The 18,563-nt window shown below is 68.9% G+C and carries 18 protein-coding genes; 17 read left to right on the top strand and 1 reads right to left on the bottom strand.

The features are described 5' to 3' along the window. Positions 1–5: 5 nt before the first annotated feature. From AB8998_RS28010 to AB8998_RS27995, 4 genes are read left to right on the top strand one after another with little or no spacing between them, the layout of a single operon-like run. Positions 6–968, top strand: coding sequence for an alpha/beta hydrolase (locus AB8998_RS28010; RefSeq protein ID WP_369741153.1), 963 nt, complete (start codon positions 6–8; stop codon positions 966–968). 49 nt (positions 969–1,017) lie between these two features. Further along, positions 1,018–2,211 (top strand): enolase C-terminal domain-like protein, encoded by a 1,194-nt coding sequence (locus AB8998_RS28005; RefSeq protein WP_369741152.1) that lies wholly within the window; start codon positions 1,018–1,020, stop codon positions 2,209–2,211. A gap of 18 nt (positions 2,212–2,229) precedes the next feature. After that, on the top strand, positions 2,230–2,694 hold the full coding sequence (locus AB8998_RS28000) for an acyl-CoA thioesterase (RefSeq protein ID WP_369741151.1): 465 nt from the start codon (positions 2,230–2,232) through the stop codon (positions 2,692–2,694). 13 nt (positions 2,695–2,707) lie between these two features. Further along, a complete protein-coding gene (locus AB8998_RS27995) occupies positions 2,708–3,145 on the top strand; it encodes an SRPBCC family protein (protein WP_369741150.1) in 438 nt (145 codons plus the stop codon). 7 nt (positions 3,146–3,152) lie between these two features. On the opposite strand, the gene AB8998_RS27990 is transcribed toward AB8998_RS27995, so the two are convergent. Continuing rightward, the gene (locus AB8998_RS27990) at positions 3,153–3,833 is read right to left on the bottom strand and encodes a GntR family transcriptional regulator (RefSeq protein ID WP_369741802.1); all 681 of its coding nucleotides are present in this window, start codon (positions 3,831–3,833) and stop codon (positions 3,153–3,155) included. Between the two features lie 140 nt (positions 3,834–3,973). Here AB8998_RS27990 and fadD5 point away from each other — a divergent pair, with 140 nt between their 5' ends. From fadD5 to AB8998_RS27925, 13 genes are all read left to right on the top strand, one after another. Continuing rightward, a complete protein-coding gene (gene fadD5, locus AB8998_RS27985; RefSeq protein ID WP_369741149.1) occupies positions 3,974–5,647 on the top strand; it encodes a fatty-acid--CoA ligase FadD5 in 1,674 nt (557 codons plus the stop codon). A gap of 272 nt (positions 5,648–5,919) precedes the next feature. After that, positions 5,920–6,675 (top strand): MlaE family ABC transporter permease, encoded by a 756-nt coding sequence (locus AB8998_RS27980; protein WP_369741801.1) that lies wholly within the window; start codon positions 5,920–5,922, stop codon positions 6,673–6,675. 1 nt (position 6,676) lies between these two features. Continuing rightward, complete coding sequence (locus AB8998_RS27975; protein ID WP_369741148.1) at positions 6,677–7,546, top strand: MlaE family ABC transporter permease; 870 nt, start codon at positions 6,677–6,679, stop codon at positions 7,544–7,546. A 5-nt stretch (positions 7,547–7,551) separates the two neighbouring features. Continuing rightward, positions 7,552–8,853 carry an MCE family protein gene (locus AB8998_RS27970; RefSeq protein WP_369741147.1) on the top strand — a complete coding sequence of 434 codons (1,302 nt, stop codon included), beginning with the start codon at positions 7,552–7,554 and terminating at the stop codon, positions 8,851–8,853. Next, positions 8,850–9,890, top strand: coding sequence for a virulence factor Mce family protein (locus AB8998_RS27965; protein WP_369741146.1), 1,041 nt, complete (start codon positions 8,850–8,852; stop codon positions 9,888–9,890). Before AB8998_RS27970 ends, AB8998_RS27965 begins: the two co-directional genes overlap by 4 nt. Further along, positions 9,887–11,452 (top strand): virulence factor Mce family protein, encoded by a 1,566-nt coding sequence (locus AB8998_RS27960; RefSeq protein ID WP_369741145.1) that lies wholly within the window; start codon positions 9,887–9,889, stop codon positions 11,450–11,452. The genes AB8998_RS27965 and AB8998_RS27960 overlap by 4 nt, the downstream gene beginning before the upstream one ends. Further along, complete coding sequence (locus tag AB8998_RS27955; RefSeq protein ID WP_369741144.1) at positions 11,449–13,023, top strand: virulence factor Mce family protein; 1,575 nt, start codon at positions 11,449–11,451, stop codon at positions 13,021–13,023. The genes AB8998_RS27960 and AB8998_RS27955 overlap by 4 nt, the downstream gene beginning before the upstream one ends. 8 nt (positions 13,024–13,031) lie before the next feature. Further along, complete coding sequence (locus AB8998_RS27950) at positions 13,032–14,192, top strand: virulence factor Mce family protein (RefSeq protein ID WP_369741143.1); 1,161 nt, start codon at positions 13,032–13,034, stop codon at positions 14,190–14,192. Further along, entirely contained in the window at positions 14,186–15,736 is a 1,551-nt protein-coding gene (locus AB8998_RS27945) for a virulence factor Mce family protein (protein WP_369741142.1), read from the top strand. The genes AB8998_RS27950 and AB8998_RS27945 overlap by 7 nt, the downstream gene beginning before the upstream one ends. Further along, positions 15,706–16,386, top strand: coding sequence for an Mce protein (locus AB8998_RS27940; RefSeq protein ID WP_369741141.1), 681 nt, complete (start codon positions 15,706–15,708; stop codon positions 16,384–16,386). The genes AB8998_RS27945 and AB8998_RS27940 overlap by 31 nt, the downstream gene beginning before the upstream one ends. Further along, on the top strand, positions 16,383–17,345 hold the full coding sequence (locus tag AB8998_RS27935) for an RDD family protein (protein ID WP_369741140.1): 963 nt from the start codon (positions 16,383–16,385) through the stop codon (positions 17,343–17,345). The genes AB8998_RS27940 and AB8998_RS27935 overlap by 4 nt, the downstream gene beginning before the upstream one ends. Further along, positions 17,342–17,896 (top strand): mammalian cell entry protein, encoded by a 555-nt coding sequence (locus AB8998_RS27930; RefSeq protein ID WP_369741139.1) that lies wholly within the window; start codon positions 17,342–17,344, stop codon positions 17,894–17,896. The genes AB8998_RS27935 and AB8998_RS27930 overlap by 4 nt, the downstream gene beginning before the upstream one ends. Beyond that, positions 17,863–18,555: a hypothetical protein gene (locus AB8998_RS27925; RefSeq protein ID WP_369741138.1), complete on the top strand. Its 693-nt coding sequence runs from the start codon at positions 17,863–17,865 to the stop codon at positions 18,553–18,555. Before AB8998_RS27930 ends, AB8998_RS27925 begins: the two co-directional genes overlap by 34 nt. Positions 18,556–18,563 lie beyond the last annotated feature (8 nt).

Raw genomic sequence — 18,563 nt, 5'->3', positions numbered from 1 at the left:
GGGCCGTGAGTGAGCTCGACGGCGCCGACCGGCTGGACCCCGCGCTGCGCGCCGTCGCCACCACGCGTACCGATTTCTCCTCCGCCGCAATTGAACTCATCCGCGAGCCGTTCAACCAGCGGCGCCTGTTGGCGGCCGAGCTGACGGACGCGCGCAACGTCGACGTCGTCGACGACGAGGTGCCGGCGGAGACCGGGCCGGTGCCGGTACGGATCTACCGCGGCGGCCCGGCGCCGGCGCCGGCGGTCGTCTACTGCCACGCCGGCGGATTCGCGCTGGGGAACTTGGACACCGACCATCGCCAGTGCCTGGAGCTTGCCCGGCGCGCCAGCTGCACGGTGGTGTCGGTGGACTACCGGCTGGCCCCCGAGCACCCGTATCCGGCCGCGCTCGAGGACGCGGCCGCGGTGCTGCGCTGGGTTGCCCGCGAGGGGTTCGAACTCGGCGTCGACGCCGCGCGGCTGGCGGTCGCCGGCAGCAGCGCCGGTGCCACCCTGGCCGCCTGCCTGGCGCACGGCGCGGCCGACGGGTCGCTGCCGGCGGTCGCGTTCCAGCTGCTGCACCAGCCCGTGCTGGACGATCGGCCGACGGCCTCCAAGACCGAGTTCACGACCAGCCCGGCCTTCGACGGCGAGGCCGCCGAGCTGATGTGGCGCCACTACCTGGGCCCGGCCCCCGGATCGGCGGACGCCGTGCCCGCCCGCCGCGGCCGGTTCGGCGGTCTGGCGCCGGCGTTGATCACCTGCGCCGAGATCGACCCGTTCCGCGACGAGGCCGTCGACTACGCGCTGGCGCTGCTGCGCGCCGGGGTCTCGGCCGAGCTGCACGTGTTCCCGCGCGCCTGCCACGGCTTCGACTCGCTGCTGCCCGACTGGGTTGGGTCCGAGCTGCTGTTCGCGCTGCAGGGCCACTCCCTGTCCACCGCGCTGCACGGGGCCCCCGGCCCCGGCCGACCGATACCCGCCTAGGACCTAAGCCTCTACCCCGGCCGCGCGTCCGGCGCCACAATCGGCGGTCATGAAGATCACCGGCGTGGACGTGGTGCCGTTCGAGACGTTCGTCGACCGAATCGCGTTCGGCCAGTTGCTCACCGACCACCGCGTGGTGCAGACCGTGACCACGCTGCGCACCGACGACGGCGCGCAGGGCCACTACTTCGGCGGCCACTTCCACGGCGACCAGGACGGCCTGCTCGCCGGGGACCGGGCGCTGATCACGCAGTTCCTGGGTCCCCTGCTGGCCGGGCAGGACCCGTTCGACCGGGCCGAGATCTGGCGGCAACTGTGGGCGGCGAAGCTCCCCGAAAATGTTTGCAGCGTCATCGATCTGGCCCTGTGGGACCTGGCCGGGCGGGTGACCGGGCTGCCCGTGCACAAGCTGCTGGGCGGCGCCCGCGAGCGGGTCAAGGCCTACGCCAGCAGCTTCAACAACCTCGGGACCCCCGACGACTACGCCGCCCACGCCGCCGAGTGCCAGAAGCAGGGATACCGCGCCTACAAGATCCACCCCTACCATTCCTGGAATCCCGTCACCGGCGAATTCGCCCTGCCCCGGCCGTCGTACGTCGACGCCGACGTCGAGGTGTGCCGGGCCGTGCGGGCCGCGGTCGGCGACGAGATGGTGCTGATGTTCGACCCGTGGGGCGCCTACCACACCTACGCCGACGCGCTGCGCGTCGGGCGCGAGCTGCAACGGCTGGGCTTCTACTGGTACGAACACCCGATGCCCGAGCACCGGGTCGCCTCCTACGTGCGGCTGGCCCGCGACCTCGAGATCCCGCTCTGCTCACCGGAGATCGCCGAGGGCGGGATCTACACGCGGGCGGACTGGATCGGCCGGCGCGCGTCCGACATCAGCCGCATCGACGTCCTGCGCGGCGGCATCACCGGGGTGATGAAGGCCGCCGGCATGTGCGAGGCCTTCGGCCTGCGCTGCGAGATCCACATGAGCGGCTTCGGCAACCTGCAGGTGCTGGCCGCCACCAGCGAGGACGTGTGCGAATACTACGAGCGCGGCCTGCTGGGGCCGGGCGTTCGCTACGACACCACGCCGCCCTACCTGAAGGCGCCCTGCGACCCGCTCGGCCCCGACGGATACGTCGACGTGCCGTCGGCGCCCGGTCTCGGCTACCAGATCGTGTGGGACTACATCGACGCCCACCGACTCGACGAGTCGCAGGCCGAACCGGTCGCGCCCCTGCACCCGAGGTAGGCGTGCTGGAATACAGCCATGGCTATTCCGCGGGCACCGGAGGGTCTCACCAGCGACGATTTCCCGGTGTTGTGGCCGGTGGGCACGCGGTGGGCCGACAACGACATGTTCGGCCACCTCAACAACGCGGTCTACTACCAGCTTTTCGACACCGCGATCAACGCGTGGATCAACACCGGCACCGGCCTCGATCCGCTCACCACGCCCGCCCTGGGCATCGTCGCCGAGTCGGGCTGCCGCTACCTGTCCGAACTGGCCTTCCCGGACAGTCTCGTGGTGGGCGTGGCGGTGACACGGCTCGGCAACAGCAGCGTCACCTACCGGCTCGGCGTGTTCCGGCCGGGCAGCGGTCCAGGAGACGCCCGCCCGATCACCGCGCTGGGCCACTGGGTGCACGTCTACGTCGACCGGGGCACCCGCAAGCCGGTGCCGATCCCCGACCCGATCCGCGCGCTGCTGTCGACGGCCCGTGTGGGCCAATAGATATGCTTCGCCCATGCCAGTTCTGAGCAAAACCGTCGAAGTCAGCGCCGCCGCCGCGGCCATCATGGGCATCGTCGGCGATTTCGAGCGGTACCCGGAGTGGAACGAGGGGATCCGGGGCCTGTGGGTGCTCGCCCGCTACGACGACGGGCGCCCCAGCCAGCTGCGCCTCGACACCGAGGTGCAGGGCATGGAGAGCACGTTCATCCAGGCCGTTTACTACCCGGGGGAAAACCAGATCCAGACCGTGCTGCAGCAGGGCGACCTCTTCTCCAAGCAGGAGCAGCTGTTCAGCGTGGTGGAGACCGGGGCGTCGAGCCTGCTCACGGTGGACATGGACGTCGAGACCTCGATGCCGATCCCCGCGCCCATGGTCAAGCAGTTGCTGCACCAGGTCCTCGACCATCTCGCCGACAACCTCAAGCAGCGCGCCGAACAACTCGCCGGGTGAGCGGCCCTCAGTCGAAGATTCCGGCGCGGTCCAGTATCTCGGTGAGGCGGTCCGCCGCGTCGGTGAACTGCCAGACGGTGTGCTCGGTGACGGCCGTGGCGTCGCGGTGGCGCAGCGCGGCGATCAGCTGCCGGTGGTTGTGCACCGCGGCCGCGCCCCACTCCGGGTCGCCCGCATACACCAGCGCCGGCATGTAGCGCGCGGCGTTCCACAGGAACCAGGCCAGCTTGATCCGGCCGGCGGCCTGGTTGAAGACGCGGTGAAACGCGAACTCGAGGTCGGCGATGGTCTTGGCGTCGGCGGTTCCCACGGCCGCCGACAGCGCGTCGTTGGTGCGCTCGAGCTCATCGATCTGGGCATCGGTGATGCGGGCGGTGGCCGCTGCCGCCAGCTGCTTGGCGATGGTCTCCTGCAGCCAGAAGATGTCCTGGATGTCCTGGCGGGTCAGCGGCAGGACGACGTGGCCGCGGTGCGGTTCCAGCTGCACCATGCCCTCGCCGCGCAGCTTGAGCAGCGCCTCGCGCACCGGGGTGACGCTGACCCCGAGTTCGGCCGCGGTCTCGTCGAGGCGGATGAACGTGCCCGGGCGCAGCTTTCCCGACATGATCGCCGCCCGCAGATGGTCCGCCACCTCGTCGGACAGCTGCGACCGGCGCAGCGGCCGTCGTCTCCTCGGCCGGGCCGACATCGGTGCGTTCACGGGGGCTGCCAGGGCTTTCAGGGGCTTGTCACGGGACCGTCGAGGCCATAATGTGACCTACACAACACCATGTTTAATCAAATATCAAACTGGCGCAAGCGGTGCGCGAGTGAGGGGAAGGCGTTTAGTTGACCGCGCAATTAGTCGGCCACCGGACACAGACCGCACAGGCCCAGGAACTGGCGCACGAACAGCCCTACCGGGCCCGCCGGCAGAACTGGGTCAACCAGCTCGAGCGACACGCGCTGATGCAGCCGAACGCGACCGCGCTGAGGTTCCTCGGCAGGACGGTGACGTGGGAGGAACTGCACCGCCGCGTCTCGGCGCTGGCCGATGCGCTGAGCCGCCGCGGCGTCGGCTTCGGCGACCGGGTCATGATCCTGATGCTCAACCGCACCGAGTTCGTCGAGGCGGTGCTCGCGGCGAACATGCTCGGGGCCATCGCCGTCCCGCTGAACTTCCGCCTCACCCCGTCCGAGATCGCCTTCCTGGTCGAGGACTGCGAAGCGCGGGTGGTCATCACCGAGCCGGTGCTCGCCGCGGTGGCCACCGGGGTCCGCGCCGTTCAGCCACTGCTGGCGACGGTCGTGGTCGCGGGCGGCCCCGCCGAGGGGCCTCCCGACGGCGACGTGCTGGCCTACGAGGACCTCGTCGGCGAGACCGGCGACGCCCACCCGCCGGTGGACGTCCCGAACGAGTCGCCCGCGCTGATCATCTACACCTCCGGGACCACCGGCCGCCCCAAAGGCGCCGTGCTGACCCACGCCAACCTGACCGGGCAGACGATTACCGGGCTGTACACCGCGGGCGCCAGCATCAACGACGACGTCGGGTTCATCGGTGTCCCGTTCTTCCACATCGCCGGAATCGGCAACATGCTGACCGGGATGCTGCTGGGCACGCCCACGGTGATCTACCCGCTCGGCGCCTTCGAGCCCGGGCAGCTGCTCGACGTGCTGGAAGCCGAGCGGGTCACCGGCATCTTCCTGGTCCCGGCGCAGTGGCAGGCCGTCTGCGCCGAGCAGCGGGCGCGCCCCCGCGACCTGAGGTTGCGGGCGATCTCGTGGGGCGCCGCGCCGGCGCCGGACGCGCTGCTGCGGGAGATGTCGGCGACCTTTCCGGGGGCCCAGATCCTGGCCGCGTTCGGCCAGACCGAGATGTCGCCGGTGACGTGCATGCTGCTGGGCGAGGACGCGATCCGCAAGCGCGGCTCGGTCGGCAAGGTGATCCCAACGGTCACCGCCCGCGTCGTCGACGAGGACATGAACGACGTTCCCGTCGGCGAGGTCGGCGAGATCGTCTACCGCGCACCGACGCTGATGAGCGGCTACTGGAACAACCCGGAGGCCACGGCCGAGGCGTTCGCGGGCGGCTGGTTCCATTCCGGGGACCTCGTCCGCATGGACTCCGACGGTTACGTCTGGGTCGTCGACCGCAAGAAGGACATGATCATCTCCGGTGGCGAGAACATCTACTGCGCCGAGGTCGAGAACGTCCTGGCCGGCCACGAGCGCATCGTCGAGGTCGCCGTGATCGGGCGCGCCCACGAGAAGTGGGGCGAGGTGCCGATCGCGGTCGCGGCCGTCACCGGTGAGCACCTGCGGCTCGACGAGCTGGACGAGTTCCTGACCGAACGGCTGGCGCGCTACAAGCACCCCAAGGCGCTCGAGATCGTCGACGCCTTGCCGCGCAATCCGGCCGGCAAGGTGCTCAAGACCGAACTGCGGGTTCGCTACGGAACCCTGGAGACTTCTCGAACACGTTCCACGACAACGGATTCCATTAGCGAAGAGGGAGACTGACGGAAACTGTAACGTTTGCCCACCGTCAACGAAGGGTTAATTGTGCAGATGCGGTTCACACGTACATGGCCATCAGGTACATTCCTGTGGTCCCGGTTACTACTGGCGAGTAGCTGGGCGAAGGTCACACACGTCGGGCGGCAAGGAGGGGGCGTGCAACACGATCCGCGGGGTTCTCGCCGGACAGGCGGGACCGGCGTGAGGGGCTCGTGGTGACGTCAACTTCGACGAGCCGGCGCGACACCTACCTGGTCGGCTACCTCCGCGACCAGATGCAGACACCGCTGACGGTGATCGGCGGGTTCTTCCGGATGTGCGTGCTGACCGGAAAGGCGTTGTTCCGCTGGCCGTTCCAGTGGCGCGAGTTCGTCCTGCAGTGCTGGTTCATCATGCGGGTGGCGTTCCTGCCGACGATCATGGTGTCGATCCCGCTGACCGTGCTGCTGATCTTCACCCTCAACGTCCTGCTGGCCCAGTTCGGCGCGGCCGACCTGTCCGGGGCCGGCGCGGCGATCGGCGCGGTCACCCAGCTGGGCCCGCTGACCACGGTGCTGGTGGTCGCCGGCGCGGGGTCGACGGCGATCTGCGCCGACCTGGGGGCCCGCACCATCCGCGAGGAGATCGACGCGATGGAGGTGCTCGGCATCGACCCGATCCACCGCCTGGTGGTGCCCCGGGTGATCGCCGCGACCCTGGTCGCCACGCTGCTCAACGGGCTGGTGATCACCGTCGGCCTGGTCGGCGGATACCTGTTCGGGGTCTACCTGCAGAACGTCTCCGGCGGCGCGTATCTGGCCACGCTGACCACCATCACCGGCTTGCCCGAGGTGGTCATCGCGACGACCAAGGCCGCCACGTTCGGCCTGATCGCCGGGCTGGTCGGCTGCTACCGGGGGCTGACCGTGCGCGGCGGCTCCAAGGGCCTGGGCACCGCGGTGAACGAGACGGTGGTGCTGTGCGTGGTCGCGTTGTATGCGGTGAACGTGGTGCTGACCACCATCGGTGTGCGGTTCGGGACGGGACACTGACATGTCGACATCTGCTGTGCTGCGCTCCCGCTTCCCGCGGGCGGTGGAGAACCTCAACCGCTACGGCGGGGCCGCCGGGCGCGCGGTCGACGACATCGGGCAGATGGGCTGGTTCGGGGCCCAGGCCGTCGCGCACATGCCGCACGCGCTGCGCAACTACCGCAAGGAGACGTTGCGGCTGATCGCCCAGATCGGCATGGGCACCGGTGCGATGGCCGTGGTCGGCGGCACCGTGGCGATCGTCGGGTTCGTGACGCTCTCGGGTAGCTCGCTGGTCGCCATCCAGGGGTTCGCCTCACTGGGCAACATCGGCGTCGAGGCGTTCACCGGGTTCTTCGCCGCGCTGATCAACGTGCGCATCGCCGCCCCGGTGGTGACCGGCATCGCGATGGCAGCCACCGTCGGCGCCGGGGCGACCGCCGAGTTGGGCGCAATGCGCATCAGCGAGGAGATCGACGCCCTGGAAGTGATGGGCATCAAGTCGATCTCGTTTTTGGCCAGCACCCGGATAATGGCCGGTCTGGTCGTGATCATCCCGCTGTACTCGATGGCGATGATCATGGCGTTTTTGTCCCCCCAGATCACCACCACGATGTTCTACGGGCAGTCGCACGGCACCTACGAGCATTACTTCCGCACGTTCCTGCGCCCCGACGACGTGTTCTGGTCGTTCCTGGAGGCCATCATCATCACGGGCGTCGTGATGATCACCCACTGCTTCTACGGGTATGAGGCCGGCGGCGGACCGGTCGGCGTCGGCGAGGCCGTCGGCCGGTCGATGCGCTTCTCGCTGGTCTCGGTGCAGGTTGTCGTGTTGTCGGCCGCGCTGGCGCTCTACGGCGTCAACCCGAACTTCGCGCTGACGGTGTAGCTGCCATGCCCGCCCAGATAAACAAACCGCACACGCCGCCCTACAAGCTGGCCGGGTTGGCGGTGCTGCTCGTGGCCGCAGTGGCCGGCGCGTTGGTGTACGGGCAGTTCCGCGGTGATTTCACGCCGAAGACGAAGTTGACGATGCTGGCCTCGCGGGCGGGGCTGGTGATGGATCCGGGGTCGAAGGTGACCTACAACGGGGTGGAGATCGGCCGGGTGGCCGACATCGCCGAGACGCAGCGCGACGGCAAACCGGCGGCGAAGTTCACCTTGGCCGTCTATCCGCGGTATCTGCATCTGATTCCGGCCAACGTGACCGCCAACATCGAGGCGACCACGGTGTTCGGCGGCAAGTACGTGTCGTTGACGACGCCGAAAAATCCTTCGCGGCAACGGATCACGCCGTCGACGGTGATCGACGCGCGCGGTGTGACGACCGAGATCAACACGTTGTTCCAGACGATCACCTCGCTGGCCGAGCGGGTGGATCCGGTGAAGGTGAACCTGACGCTGAGTGCGGCCGCGCAGGCGCTCTCGGGGCTGGGCGAGAAGTTCGGGCAGTCGATCGTCAACGCCAACGCGGTGCTCGACGACGTCAACCCGCAGATGCCCCAGATCCGCGCCGACGTGCAGGGGTTGGCGGATCTGGGCGACACCTATGCCAACGCCTCGCCGGATCTGTTCGATTTCTTGAGCAACGCCGTGGTCACCTCGCGCACGCTCAACGCCCAGCAGAAGGATCTGGATCAGGCGTTGCTGTCGGCGGCGGGGTTGGGCAACACCGGCGCGGAGTTGTTCGACAAGGGCGGGCCGTATCTGGCGCGTGGGGCCAAAGACCTGGTGCCCACCGCGCAGCTGCTCGACACCTACAGCCCCGAGATCTACTGCACGTTGCGCAACTACCACGACATGGAGCCCAAGGCCGCCGCATTCCTCGGCGGTAACGGCTACTCGCAAAACACCCACACCGAGGCGTTGTCCGGGCTGGGGCTGGTGCTCAACCCGCTGTCGCTGGTCGCCTCGTCCGTCCTGACGATGGGGCTGGCCGGGCTCGCCGGTGTGGTCGGCGGCGCGCCCAACCCCTACATGTACCCGGAGAACCTGCCGCGGGTGAACGCTCACGGCGGGCCGGGCGGCGCCCCTGGCTGCTGGCAGCAGATCACCCGCGACCTGTGGCCGGCGCCCGAGCTGGTCATGGACACCGGCAACAGCATCGCGCCGTACAACCACCTCGACACCGGTTCGCCGTACGCGATCGAGTTCGTCTGGGGCCGTCAGGTAGGGGATAACACGATCAACCCATGAAAATCACCGGTACCCTCGTCCGACTCGGCATCTTCTCGTTGGTGCTGCTGCTGTTCACCGTGATGATCGTCGTGGTGTTCGGCCAGATGCGCTTCGACCGAACCAACGGGTATTCGGCGGAGTTCAGCAACGTCAGCGGGCTGCGCGCCGGCCAGTTCGTCCGGGCGTCCGGGGTGGAGGTCGGCAAGGTCAGCTCGGTTCATCTGATCGACGGTGGCAAGCGGGCGCGGGTGGACTTCGCCGTCGACCGCGGGATCCCGCTGTATCAGTCCACGACCGCACAGATCCGCTACCTGAACCTGATCGGTGACCGCTACCTGGAGCTCAAACGCGGCTCAGGCGAGGGCGCCGAGAAGGTCCTGCCGCCCGGCGGGTTCATCCCGCTGTCGCGCACGTCGCCGGCGCTGGACCTCGACGCGCTGATCGGCGGGTTCAAACCGCTGTTCCGGGCGCTGGACCCGGAGAAGGTCAACACCATCGCCACCACGCTGATCACGGTGTTCCAGGGCCAGGGCGGCACCATCAACGACATCCTCGACCACACCGCGCAGCTGACGTCGCAGCTCGGCGAGCGCGACCAGGCGATCGGCGAGGTGGTCAAGAACCTCAACATCGTGCTGGACACGACGGTCCGGCACCGCCAGCAATTCGACCAGACGATCAACAACCTCGAGGTGCTGATCACCGGGCTCAACGACCACCGCCAGCAGCTGGCCGGCGGGACCGCGCACATCAGCAACGCCGCCGGAACAGTGGCCGACCTGCTGGCCGAGGACCGTGCCCTGTTGCACAAGACTCTCAACAACCTGGACGCGATCCAGCAGCCGCTGCTCGACCAGCACGAGCAACTGAACGACTACCTGCACAAGCTGCCGACGGCCCTGAACATGATCGGACGGGCCATCGGCTCCTACGGGGACTTCGTGAACTACTACGCGTGCGACATCTCGCTCAAGCTCAACGGGCTGCAGCCCGGCGGTCCGGTCCGCACGGTCCGGCTCTTCCAGCAGCCGACGGGTAGGTGCACCCCGCAATGAGAAGCCTCGAACCCGCCAACCGGCCCCGGATCGGACTCATGGGCATCCTGGTCATGCTGCTCGTCCTCGGCGTGGGCCAAAGCTTCACCAGCGTCCCGATGCTGTTCGCCAGGCCCAGCTACTACGGGCAGTTCACCGATACCGGGGGCATCAGCGCCGGCGACAAGGTCCGCATCGCGGGCATGGACGTCGGCAAGGTGGAGGGCCTGAAGATCGACGGCGACCACATCTTGATGAAGTTCTCGATCGGGACCAACACCATCGGCACCGAGAGCCGGCTGGCCGTCAAGACCGACACGATCCTCGGCAAAAAGATCATGGAAATCGAGACGCGGGGTTCGGAGCGGCTGCGGCCCGGGTCCACCCTGCCAATCGGCCAGAGCACCACCCCCTACCAGATCTACGACGCGTTCTTCGACGTCACCAAGGCCGCCTCCGGCTGGGACATCGACACGGTCAAGACGTCGCTGCACGTGCTGTCGCAGACCATCGACCAGACCTACCCGCACCTGAGCGCCGCCCTGGACGGCGTCGCGAAGTTCTCCGACACCATCGGCAAGCGCGACGACCAGATCAAGCACCTGCTGGCCCAGGCCAACCAGGTGGCCAGCGTGCTGGGCGACCGCAGCGAGCAGGTCGACCGGCTGTTGGTGAACACCAAGACGCTGCTGGCGGCCTTCAACGAACGGGGCCAGGCCATCAACGCGCTGCTGGGCAATATCGCGGCCTTCTCCGAGCAGGTCAAGGGGCTGGTCAATGACAACCCCAACCTCAACCACGTGCTCGAACAGCTCCACCAGATCAGCGGCCTTTTGGTGCAGCGCAAAGACGACATCGCCAAGGGGTTCACCGAGGTCGGCCAGTTCCTGCCCTCGCTGAACGAGGCCATCGCGTCGGGACCGTTCTTCAAGGTGGTCCTGCACAATCTGGCCCTGTACCAGATCGTTCAGCCCTGGGTCGACGCAGCGTTCAAGAAGCGCGGCATCGACCCGGAGGACTTCTGGCGCAGCGCCGGGCTGCCGGCCTACCGGTTCCCCGACCCCAACGGCACCCGCTTCCCCAACGGCGCTCCACCACCGGCTCCCCCGGTGCTCGAGGGCACCCCCGAGCATCCGGGGCCGGCCGTCCCGCCCGGTTCGCCGTGTTCCTACACCCCGGCCGCTGACGGGCTGCCCCGGCCCGACAACCCGCTGCCTTGCGCCGGCGCGACCACCGGCCCGTTCGGTGGCCCGGGCTTCCCGGCCCCGGTCGACGTGCTGACGTCGCCGCCGAACCCCGACGGCTTGCCGCCCACGCCGGGTATCCCCATCGCCGGACGCCCCGGTGACCCGCCGCCGGACGTGCCGGGCACCCCGGTGCCGCTCCCGACACAGGCACCGCCGGGCGCGCGCACCGAGAACCTCGCGCCGGCCGGCCCGACGCCGCCGCCGTCGACGTTCGCCCCGGGCCTCCCGCCCGGGCCGCCGGCCCCGCCCGGGCCCGGCGAGCAACTCCCGGCGCCGTTCATCAACCCCGGCGGCACCGGCGGCAGCGGTGCGGCGGGAGGGGGGAGCCAGAATTGAGCACCATCTTTGACATCCGCAATCTGAGACTGCCCAAGCTGTCGCGGGCGTCGGTCGTCATCGGGTCGCTGGTGGTGATGCTGGCCCTGGCCGCGGGGTACGTCGGCTTCCGGCTGTACCAGAAGCTGACCAACAACACCGTGGTGGCCTATTTTCCCGACGCCAACGCCCTCTATCCCGGCGACAAGGTCCAGATCATGGGCCTGCGGGTGGGATCGATCGACAAGATCGAGCCGGCCGGCGACAAGATGAAGGTGACCTTCCACTACGAGAACAAGTACAAGGTTCCGGCCAACGCCTCGGCGGTGATCCTCAACCCGACCCTGGTGGCCTCGCGGGCGCTCCAGCTGGAGCCCGCCTACAAGGGCGGTCCGGTGCTGGCCGACAACGCGGTGATCCCCGAGAACCGCACCCAGGTGCCGGTGGAATGGGATGAACTGCGCGACAGCATCACCAACATCGTGTCCAAGCTGGGCCCCACCAAGGAGCAACCGACCGGGCCGTTCGGCGAGGTCATCACGGCCTATGCCGACGGGCTGGCCGGCAAGGGCAAGCAGCTCAACACCACGCTCAACAGCCTGTCTCAGGCGTTGACCGCGCTCAACGAGGGGCGCGGAGACTTCTTCGCGGTGGTGCGCAGCCTGGCGCTGTTCGTCAACGCGCTGCACGCCGACGACCAGCAGTTCGTCGCGCTCAACCAGAACCTGGCGGACGTCACCACCCGGCTCGCGAGCTCCGACGGCGCCCTGGCCAACGCGGTGCAGCAGTTCGACGGCCTGCTGTCCACGGTGCGCCCTTACCTGAAGCAGAACCGGCAGGTGCTCACCAAGGACATCGACAACCTGGAGACCGTCACGAACACGCTGCTGCAACCGGAGTCCCTCAACGGGCTGGAGACCTTCCTGCACGTCGGTCCGACCGCAGTGTCGAACGTCAACCAGGTCTATCACCCGTCGCACGGATCGGTCGTCGCCATCACCGCGATCGCCAACTTCGCCAACCCGATGCAGTTCATCTGCAGTTCGATCCAGGCCGGCAGCCGGCTGGGCTATCAGGAGTCGGCCGAGCTGTGCGCGGAGTACCTGGCGCCGATCCTGGACGCGATCAAGTTCAACTACCCACCGTTCGGGTTGAACCTGTTCAGCACCGCCGAGGCGCTGCCCAAGGAGGTCGCCTACTCCGAGCCGCGGCTGCAGCCGCCCAACGGATACAAGGACACCACCGTCCCGGGCATCTGGGTGCCCGATACGCCGACCTCGCACCGCAACACCCAGCCGGGCTGGATCGTGGCCCCCGGGATGCAGGGGCAACAGGTGGGACCGGTCACCGCCGGGCTGTTGACCCCGGACTCGCTGGCCGAACTCATGGGCGGGCCCGACATCGCGCCGGTCCAGTCCGACCTGCAGACCCCGCCGGGGCCGCCGAACGCCTACGACGAGAACCCGATCTTGCCCCCGATAGGACTGAACGCGCCGCAGGTGCCGATTCCGCCTCCGCCGCCGGGCCCCGGCGTGATTCCGGGACCCGTCGCTCCGACACCGTCGCCTCTTGACGCGGGGATGGGCCGGTGAGGGCCGTGATGAGCGCGGGACGCGCGATCCGGCACCGCTGCTGGCAGGCCCTCGCGCTGAGCGTGGCCGCGCTGGTGCTCAGCTCCTGTGGCTGGAAGGGGATCGCCAACGTCGCGATCCCGGGCGGGCCGGGCACGGGGGCGAACTCCTACACCGTCTACGTGCAGATGCCCGACACGCTGGCCATCAACGGCAACAGCAAGGTGATGGTCGCCGACGTCTACGTCGGGTCCATCCGGGCGATCCAGCTGAAGAACTGGGTGGCCACGCTGACGCTCGGCATCGACAAGAGCGTCAAGCTGCCCAAGAACGCCACCGCCAAGATCGGGCAGACCTCCCTGCTGGGCTCCCAGCACGTGGAGTTGGCGGCACCGCACAACCCGTCGCCGCAGCTGCTCGAGGACGGCGACACCATCCCGCTCAAGCACTCGTCGGCGTTTCCCACCACCGAGCAGACGCTGGCCAGCCTTGCGCTGATCCTGCGCGGGGGCGGCATCCCCAACCTGGAGGTGCTGCAGAACGAGGTCTACAACATCCTCAACGGGCGCGGTGACCAGATCCGCTCGTTCCTGGGCAAATTGGACACCTTCACCACCCAGCTCGACGAACAGCGTCACGACATCACCCACGCGATCGATTCGACGAACCGGCTGCTGGCCTACGCGGGCGGGCGCGCCGACGTCCTCGACCGGGTGCTGACCGACGTCCCGCCGCTGCTCAAGCACTTCGCCGACACCAAGAACCTGCTGATCAACGCCACCGACGCGGTGGGACGGCTCAGCCAGTCCGCCAACCAGTACCTGTCGGAGGCGCGCGGGCCGCTGCACCAGGACCTGCAGGCGCTGCAGTGCCCGCTCAAGGAGCTGGGACGGGCCTCGCCGTACCTGATCGGCGCGCTGAAGCTGATGCTGACCCTGCCGTTCGACATCGACACGGTGCCGAAGATATTTCGCGGGGACTACCTCAACATTTCGCTGACGCTGGACCTGACCTACAGCGCCATCGACAACGCGTTCCTCACCGGCACCGGACTGTCGGGATCGCTGCGTGCTCTCGAGCAGTCGTTCGGCCGCGACCCGGAGACGATGATCCCCGACGTGCGCTACACCCCGAACCCGAACGACGCGCCGGGTGGGCCTCTGGTGGAGAGGGGGGACCGGAATTGCTGACCCCCTTCGTCAAACGTCAACTGGTCGCATTCGGGATCATGACGGTGATCTCCCTGCTGGTGCTGGGCGTCTACTACCTGCAGATCCCGAGCCTGGTCGGCATCGGTAGGTACACGCTGCAAGCCGACCTGCCCGCCTCGGGCGGGTTGTACCCTACGGCCAACGTGACCTATCGCGGCATCACGATCGGCAAGGTCACCGACGTCGAGCCCACCGAGCGGGGCGCCCACGCGACGATGAGCATCGACAGTCGCTACAAGATCCCGGTCGACGCCGTCGCCAACGTGCACTCGGTGTCGGCGGTCGGCGAGCAGTACCTGGACCTCGTGTCGACCGGACATCCCGGCAAGTTCCTCTCGCCCGGGCAGACGATCACCAGGGGCACGGTGCCGGCCGCGATCGGGCCGGCGTTGGACACCGCCTACAAGGGCCTGGCCGCGCTGCCCAAGGACAAGATCAGCCAGCTGCTCGACGAGACGGCGCAGTCGGTCGGGGGCCTGGGCCCGGCCCTGCAACGGCTGGTCGACTCCACCCAGGCGATCGTCGGGGACTTCAAGACCAATGTCACCGATGTCAATGACATCATCCAGAACTCCGGGCCGCTGATCGACAGCCAGGTCAAGTCCGGGGACGCCATCGAGCGCTGGGCGCACAACCTGAACAAGCTGGCCGCGCAGACCGCCCAGCAGGATCAGAGCGTGCGCAGCGTGTTGCGCCAGGCGGCGCCGACCGCCGACCAGGTCAACGAGGTCTTCAGCGACGTCCGGGATTCGCTGCCGCAGACGCTGGCCAACCTCGAGGTCGTCTTCGACCTGCTCAAGCGCTACCACGCCGGCGTGGAGCAGGTGTTGGTGTTCCTGCCGCAGGGCGCCTCGATCGCGCAGGCGGTGGCCGCGCCGAACCCCAACCTTGCCGACCTGGACCTGGCGTTGTCGATCAACCAGCCACCCCCGTGCCTGAGCGGCTTCATCCCGGCCTCGCAGTGGCGGTCTCCGGCCGACACCAGCCTGCAGCCGCTGCCGTCGGGCACGTACTGCAAGATCCCGATGGACACGCCGGCCAACAGCGTGCGCGGGTCGCGCAACATGCCCTGTGTCGACGTCCCGGGCAAGCGGGCCGCGACGCCGCGGGAGTGCCGTGACCCCAAGCCCTACGTCCCCGCCGGAACCAACCCCTGGTACGGCGATCCCAACCAGATCCTGACCTGCCCCGCACCCTCGGCCCGCTGCGACCAGCCGGTCAAGCCGGGCCAGGTGATCCAGGCCCCGTCGATCAACACGGGGCTCAACCCGGCGCCCTCGGACCGGGTGGCGGGCACGCCGCCGCCCACCAGCGACCCGCTGACGCGGCCGGGCACCGGTACCGTCGAGTGCAATGGGCAGCAACCCAACCCGTGCGTCTACACTCCGGACGGGCCACCCACGGCCGTCTACAGTCCCCAGAGCGGTGAACTGCTAGGGCCCGACGGAGTCAAGTATTCCGTCGAAAACTCGACCAAAACAGGAGACGACGGATGGAAGGAGATGCTGGCACCAGCCGGCTGAACCCCACCGACGCGGACGATTCGTCGCGCACCCAGGACATGACCGACGACGCCCCGGAATCCGGGGCTCTCCCGGACTCCGAGGCTTCCGTGGCCGATCAGGACGCCCCCGAGGACCCGGCGGCGCCCGCCGATGCCCAGGTGCCGCGCGGCCCGTCGCGGCTGGGCCGGCGCTGGGTGGCCGGCATCGTCGCGGTGCTGCTCGTGTGTGCCGGCGCCGTCGGGGCCGGTGGCTATTTCGCGTTGCGCTCCCACCGGGAGGCCCTGGCCACCGCCCGCGAGGACGCGGCCGCGCTCAAGGCGGCGGTGGAGTGCGTGTCGGCGACGCAGGCGCCGGACCCCAACACCATGGCGGCGAGCGGGCAGAAGATCATCGACTGCGGCACCGACGCGTTCCGGTCGCAGGCCCTGCTGTACACCAGCATGCTGGTGCAGGCGTATCAGGCCGCCAACGTCCACGTGCAGGTCTCGGACATGCGGGCGGCCGTCGAGCGCAACAACAACGACGGCTCGGTCGACGTGCTGGTCGCCATGCGCGTCAAGGTCGCCACCGACCAGGCGCAGAACGAGACCGGCTACCGGCTGCGGGTGAGGATGGCGCTGGCCGAGGGCCAGTACAAGATCTCCAAGCTCGACCAGGTGACCAAGTGACGGTGGTGGTCGAGGAAACTCCCACCACGGCGATGTCTCCGGCGAACCCGTTGGCGCCGTGGCACATTCGCGTGTGCGCGATCGCGGTGGACGTCGTTCCGGGCGCCGCGGTGACGACGACGTCGGCGCTGGTGGCCTTCACCGTGCGTGACCACCCCGTGTGGTGGTGGCTGTGGCTGTCGGTCGGCGGGCTGGCGATCCTGGCGACGGCGGTCAACCGGTGGGTGCTGCCGGCCGTCACCGGCTGGAGCCTGGGCCGAGGCGTGTGCGGGATCGCCGTGGCACGCCGGGACGGCGGTGCGCCGACGGCGTGGGGGCTGATGCTGCGGGACCTGGCCCACCTGCTCGACGCGGCCTCGGTGGTGGGATGGCTGTGGCCGCTGTGGGACGCCCGGCGCCGCACATTCGCCGACGTGTTGCTGCGCACCGAAGTGCGGCAGGTCGAGACGGATCGGCGCGCGCTGCGGCGGCGGACTGCGGTGGTGGTGCTCGCCGCGGCGGCGGTCTGCCTGGCCGGAGCGGCGGCCGGCTATGCGCTGGTGTACTCCCGCGAACGCGCGACCGATCGGACCGTCGCCCAGCTCGCGATCCAGGGGCCGAAGATCGTCGCACAGATGCTGACCTACGACCCCAAGTCGCTGCACGACGACTTCGCGCGCGCCCGTTCGCTGGCCACCGAGGGCTACCGGGACAAGCTCGCCAAGCAGCAGGAGGTCGTGGAGAAGGGCCACCCCGTCATCAACGAATACTGGGTGACCGACAGCTCGATCCAGTCCGCGAGCCCGGATCGGGCGACGATGCTGCTCTTCATGCAGGGCCGCCGCGGCGCGAGCCCCAACGAGCGGTACATCACCGCGACCGTGCGGGTGAGTTTCGCCAAAGCCAAGGGCGGGGACGACTGGCGCGTCGACGACCTCACCGTGCTGACCAAACCCAAACCGCCTGGTGGCCAAAAATGAGCCCACGCAAGAAGTTTCAGCCCGGCGAGGCACCGCTGCTGGTCGGGAGACCGGCGCCGGGGCCGCGGCCCTGGGGCCTGCCGGTCGCCGCCGCGATCGCCGCGCTGCTGACGGCGGCCGCCATCGCGGCGTGCACCCTGATGCTGGTCTCCCACGAACGCCACGAGCGCACCGCGTCCAGGGAACGGGCGGTGCTCGGCTACGTGACCGGCTTCATGACGCAGTTCACCTCCATCGACCCCTTTCATGCCAACGACTACGTGTCGCGGATACTGGCCCAGGCGACCGGGCAATTCGCCGAGCAGTACAAAACGCACGCAAACAACATTCTTTTGCAGGTGGCCCGCGCCGAACCGGCCACCGGCACCGTGCTGGACGCCGGCGTGGAACGCTGGAACGACGACGGCAGCGTCAACGTGATGGTGGCCACCGCGGTGACCTCCAAGAGCCCGGACGAAAAGCAAGTGATCGAGAACACGAACCGGTGGGCGGCAACCGCGACGCAGGAAGGAAATCAGTGGAAGATCAGCAACCTGGCTCAGGCGATCTGACCGCCGAGGCGGACGCTGTCGAGCCCGACGAGCCCGCCGAGTCCGCCGCCGAGGAGTCCGCCGAGCCCGCCGCCGAGGAGTCCGCCGAGCCCGCCGCCGAGGACGCGACGGTTCCCGAAGACGGCCCCGTCCGGACCAGGCGCCCGGCCGGCAGGCGCCTCGCCGCGGTCGTCGCGGTCGCGGCGCTGCTGTTCGTCGGGTCCGCCGCGTTCGCCGGGGCGGCGGTGCAGCCCTACCTGACCGACCGCGCGGCCGCCGCCACCAAGATCGAGGTGGCGCGGACGGCGGCCAACGCGATCACCACGCTGTGGACCTACACGCCGGAGAACATGAACACCCTCGCCGATCGCGCGTCGCGCTACCTCAGCGGCGATTTCGAGGCCCAGTACCGCAAGTTCGTCGACGCGATCGTGGCTCCCAACAAGCAGGCCAAGGTGACCAACAGCACCGAGGTCACCGGCGCGGCGGTCGAATCGCTCGATGGTCCCAACGCCGTCGTCATCGTCTACACCAACACCTCGTCGACCAGCCCGCTGACCAAGAACATCCCGGCGCTGAAGTACCTGTCCTACCGGGTGTTCATGAAGCGCATCGATGGGCGCTGGCTGGTCACCAGGATGACGACCGTCACCTCGCTGGACCTGACACCGCACGTGTAGCGCGGCGC

This window comes from Mycobacterium sp. HUMS_12744610 (genome assembly GCF_041206865.1).
Lineage (GTDB): Bacteria > Actinomycetota > Actinomycetes > Mycobacteriales > Mycobacteriaceae > Mycobacterium > Mycobacterium servetii.
The sequence above is the reverse complement of the archived record's forward strand: the minus strand, read 5'-3'. Positions and strand labels throughout refer to the sequence as shown.

Bases quoted from the DNA above. Each gene is read 5' to 3' on its own strand.
- AB8998_RS27950 (WP_369741143.1), top strand. From the start codon at position 13,032: ATGAGCGCGGGACGCGCGATCCGGCACCGCTGCTGGCAGGCCCTCGCG.
- AB8998_RS27995 (WP_369741150.1), top strand. From the start codon at position 2,708: ATGCCAGTTCTGAGCAAAACCGTCGAAGTCAGCGCCGCCGCCGCGGCC.
- AB8998_RS27965 (WP_369741146.1), top strand. From the start codon at position 8,850: ATGAAAATCACCGGTACCCTCGTCCGACTCGGCATCTTCTCGTTGGTG.
- AB8998_RS27970 (WP_369741147.1), top strand. From the start codon at position 7,552: ATGCCCGCCCAGATAAACAAACCGCACACGCCGCCCTACAAGCTGGCC.
- AB8998_RS27980 (WP_369741801.1), top strand. From the start codon at position 5,920: ATGCAGACACCGCTGACGGTGATCGGCGGGTTCTTCCGGATGTGCGTG.
- AB8998_RS27960 (WP_369741145.1), top strand. From the start codon at position 9,887: ATGAGAAGCCTCGAACCCGCCAACCGGCCCCGGATCGGACTCATGGGC.
- AB8998_RS27990 (WP_369741802.1), bottom strand. From the start codon at position 3,833: ATGTCGGCCCGGCCGAGGAGACGACGGCCGCTGCGCCGGTCGCAGCTG.
- AB8998_RS27940 (WP_369741141.1), top strand. From the start codon at position 15,706: ATGGAAGGAGATGCTGGCACCAGCCGGCTGAACCCCACCGACGCGGAC.
- AB8998_RS28005 (WP_369741152.1), top strand. From the start codon at position 1,018: ATGAAGATCACCGGCGTGGACGTGGTGCCGTTCGAGACGTTCGTCGAC.
- AB8998_RS28000 (WP_369741151.1), top strand. From the start codon at position 2,230: ATGGCTATTCCGCGGGCACCGGAGGGTCTCACCAGCGACGATTTCCCG.
- AB8998_RS27930 (WP_369741139.1), top strand. From the start codon at position 17,342: ATGAGCCCACGCAAGAAGTTTCAGCCCGGCGAGGCACCGCTGCTGGTC.
- AB8998_RS27975 (WP_369741148.1), top strand. From the start codon at position 6,677: ATGTCGACATCTGCTGTGCTGCGCTCCCGCTTCCCGCGGGCGGTGGAG.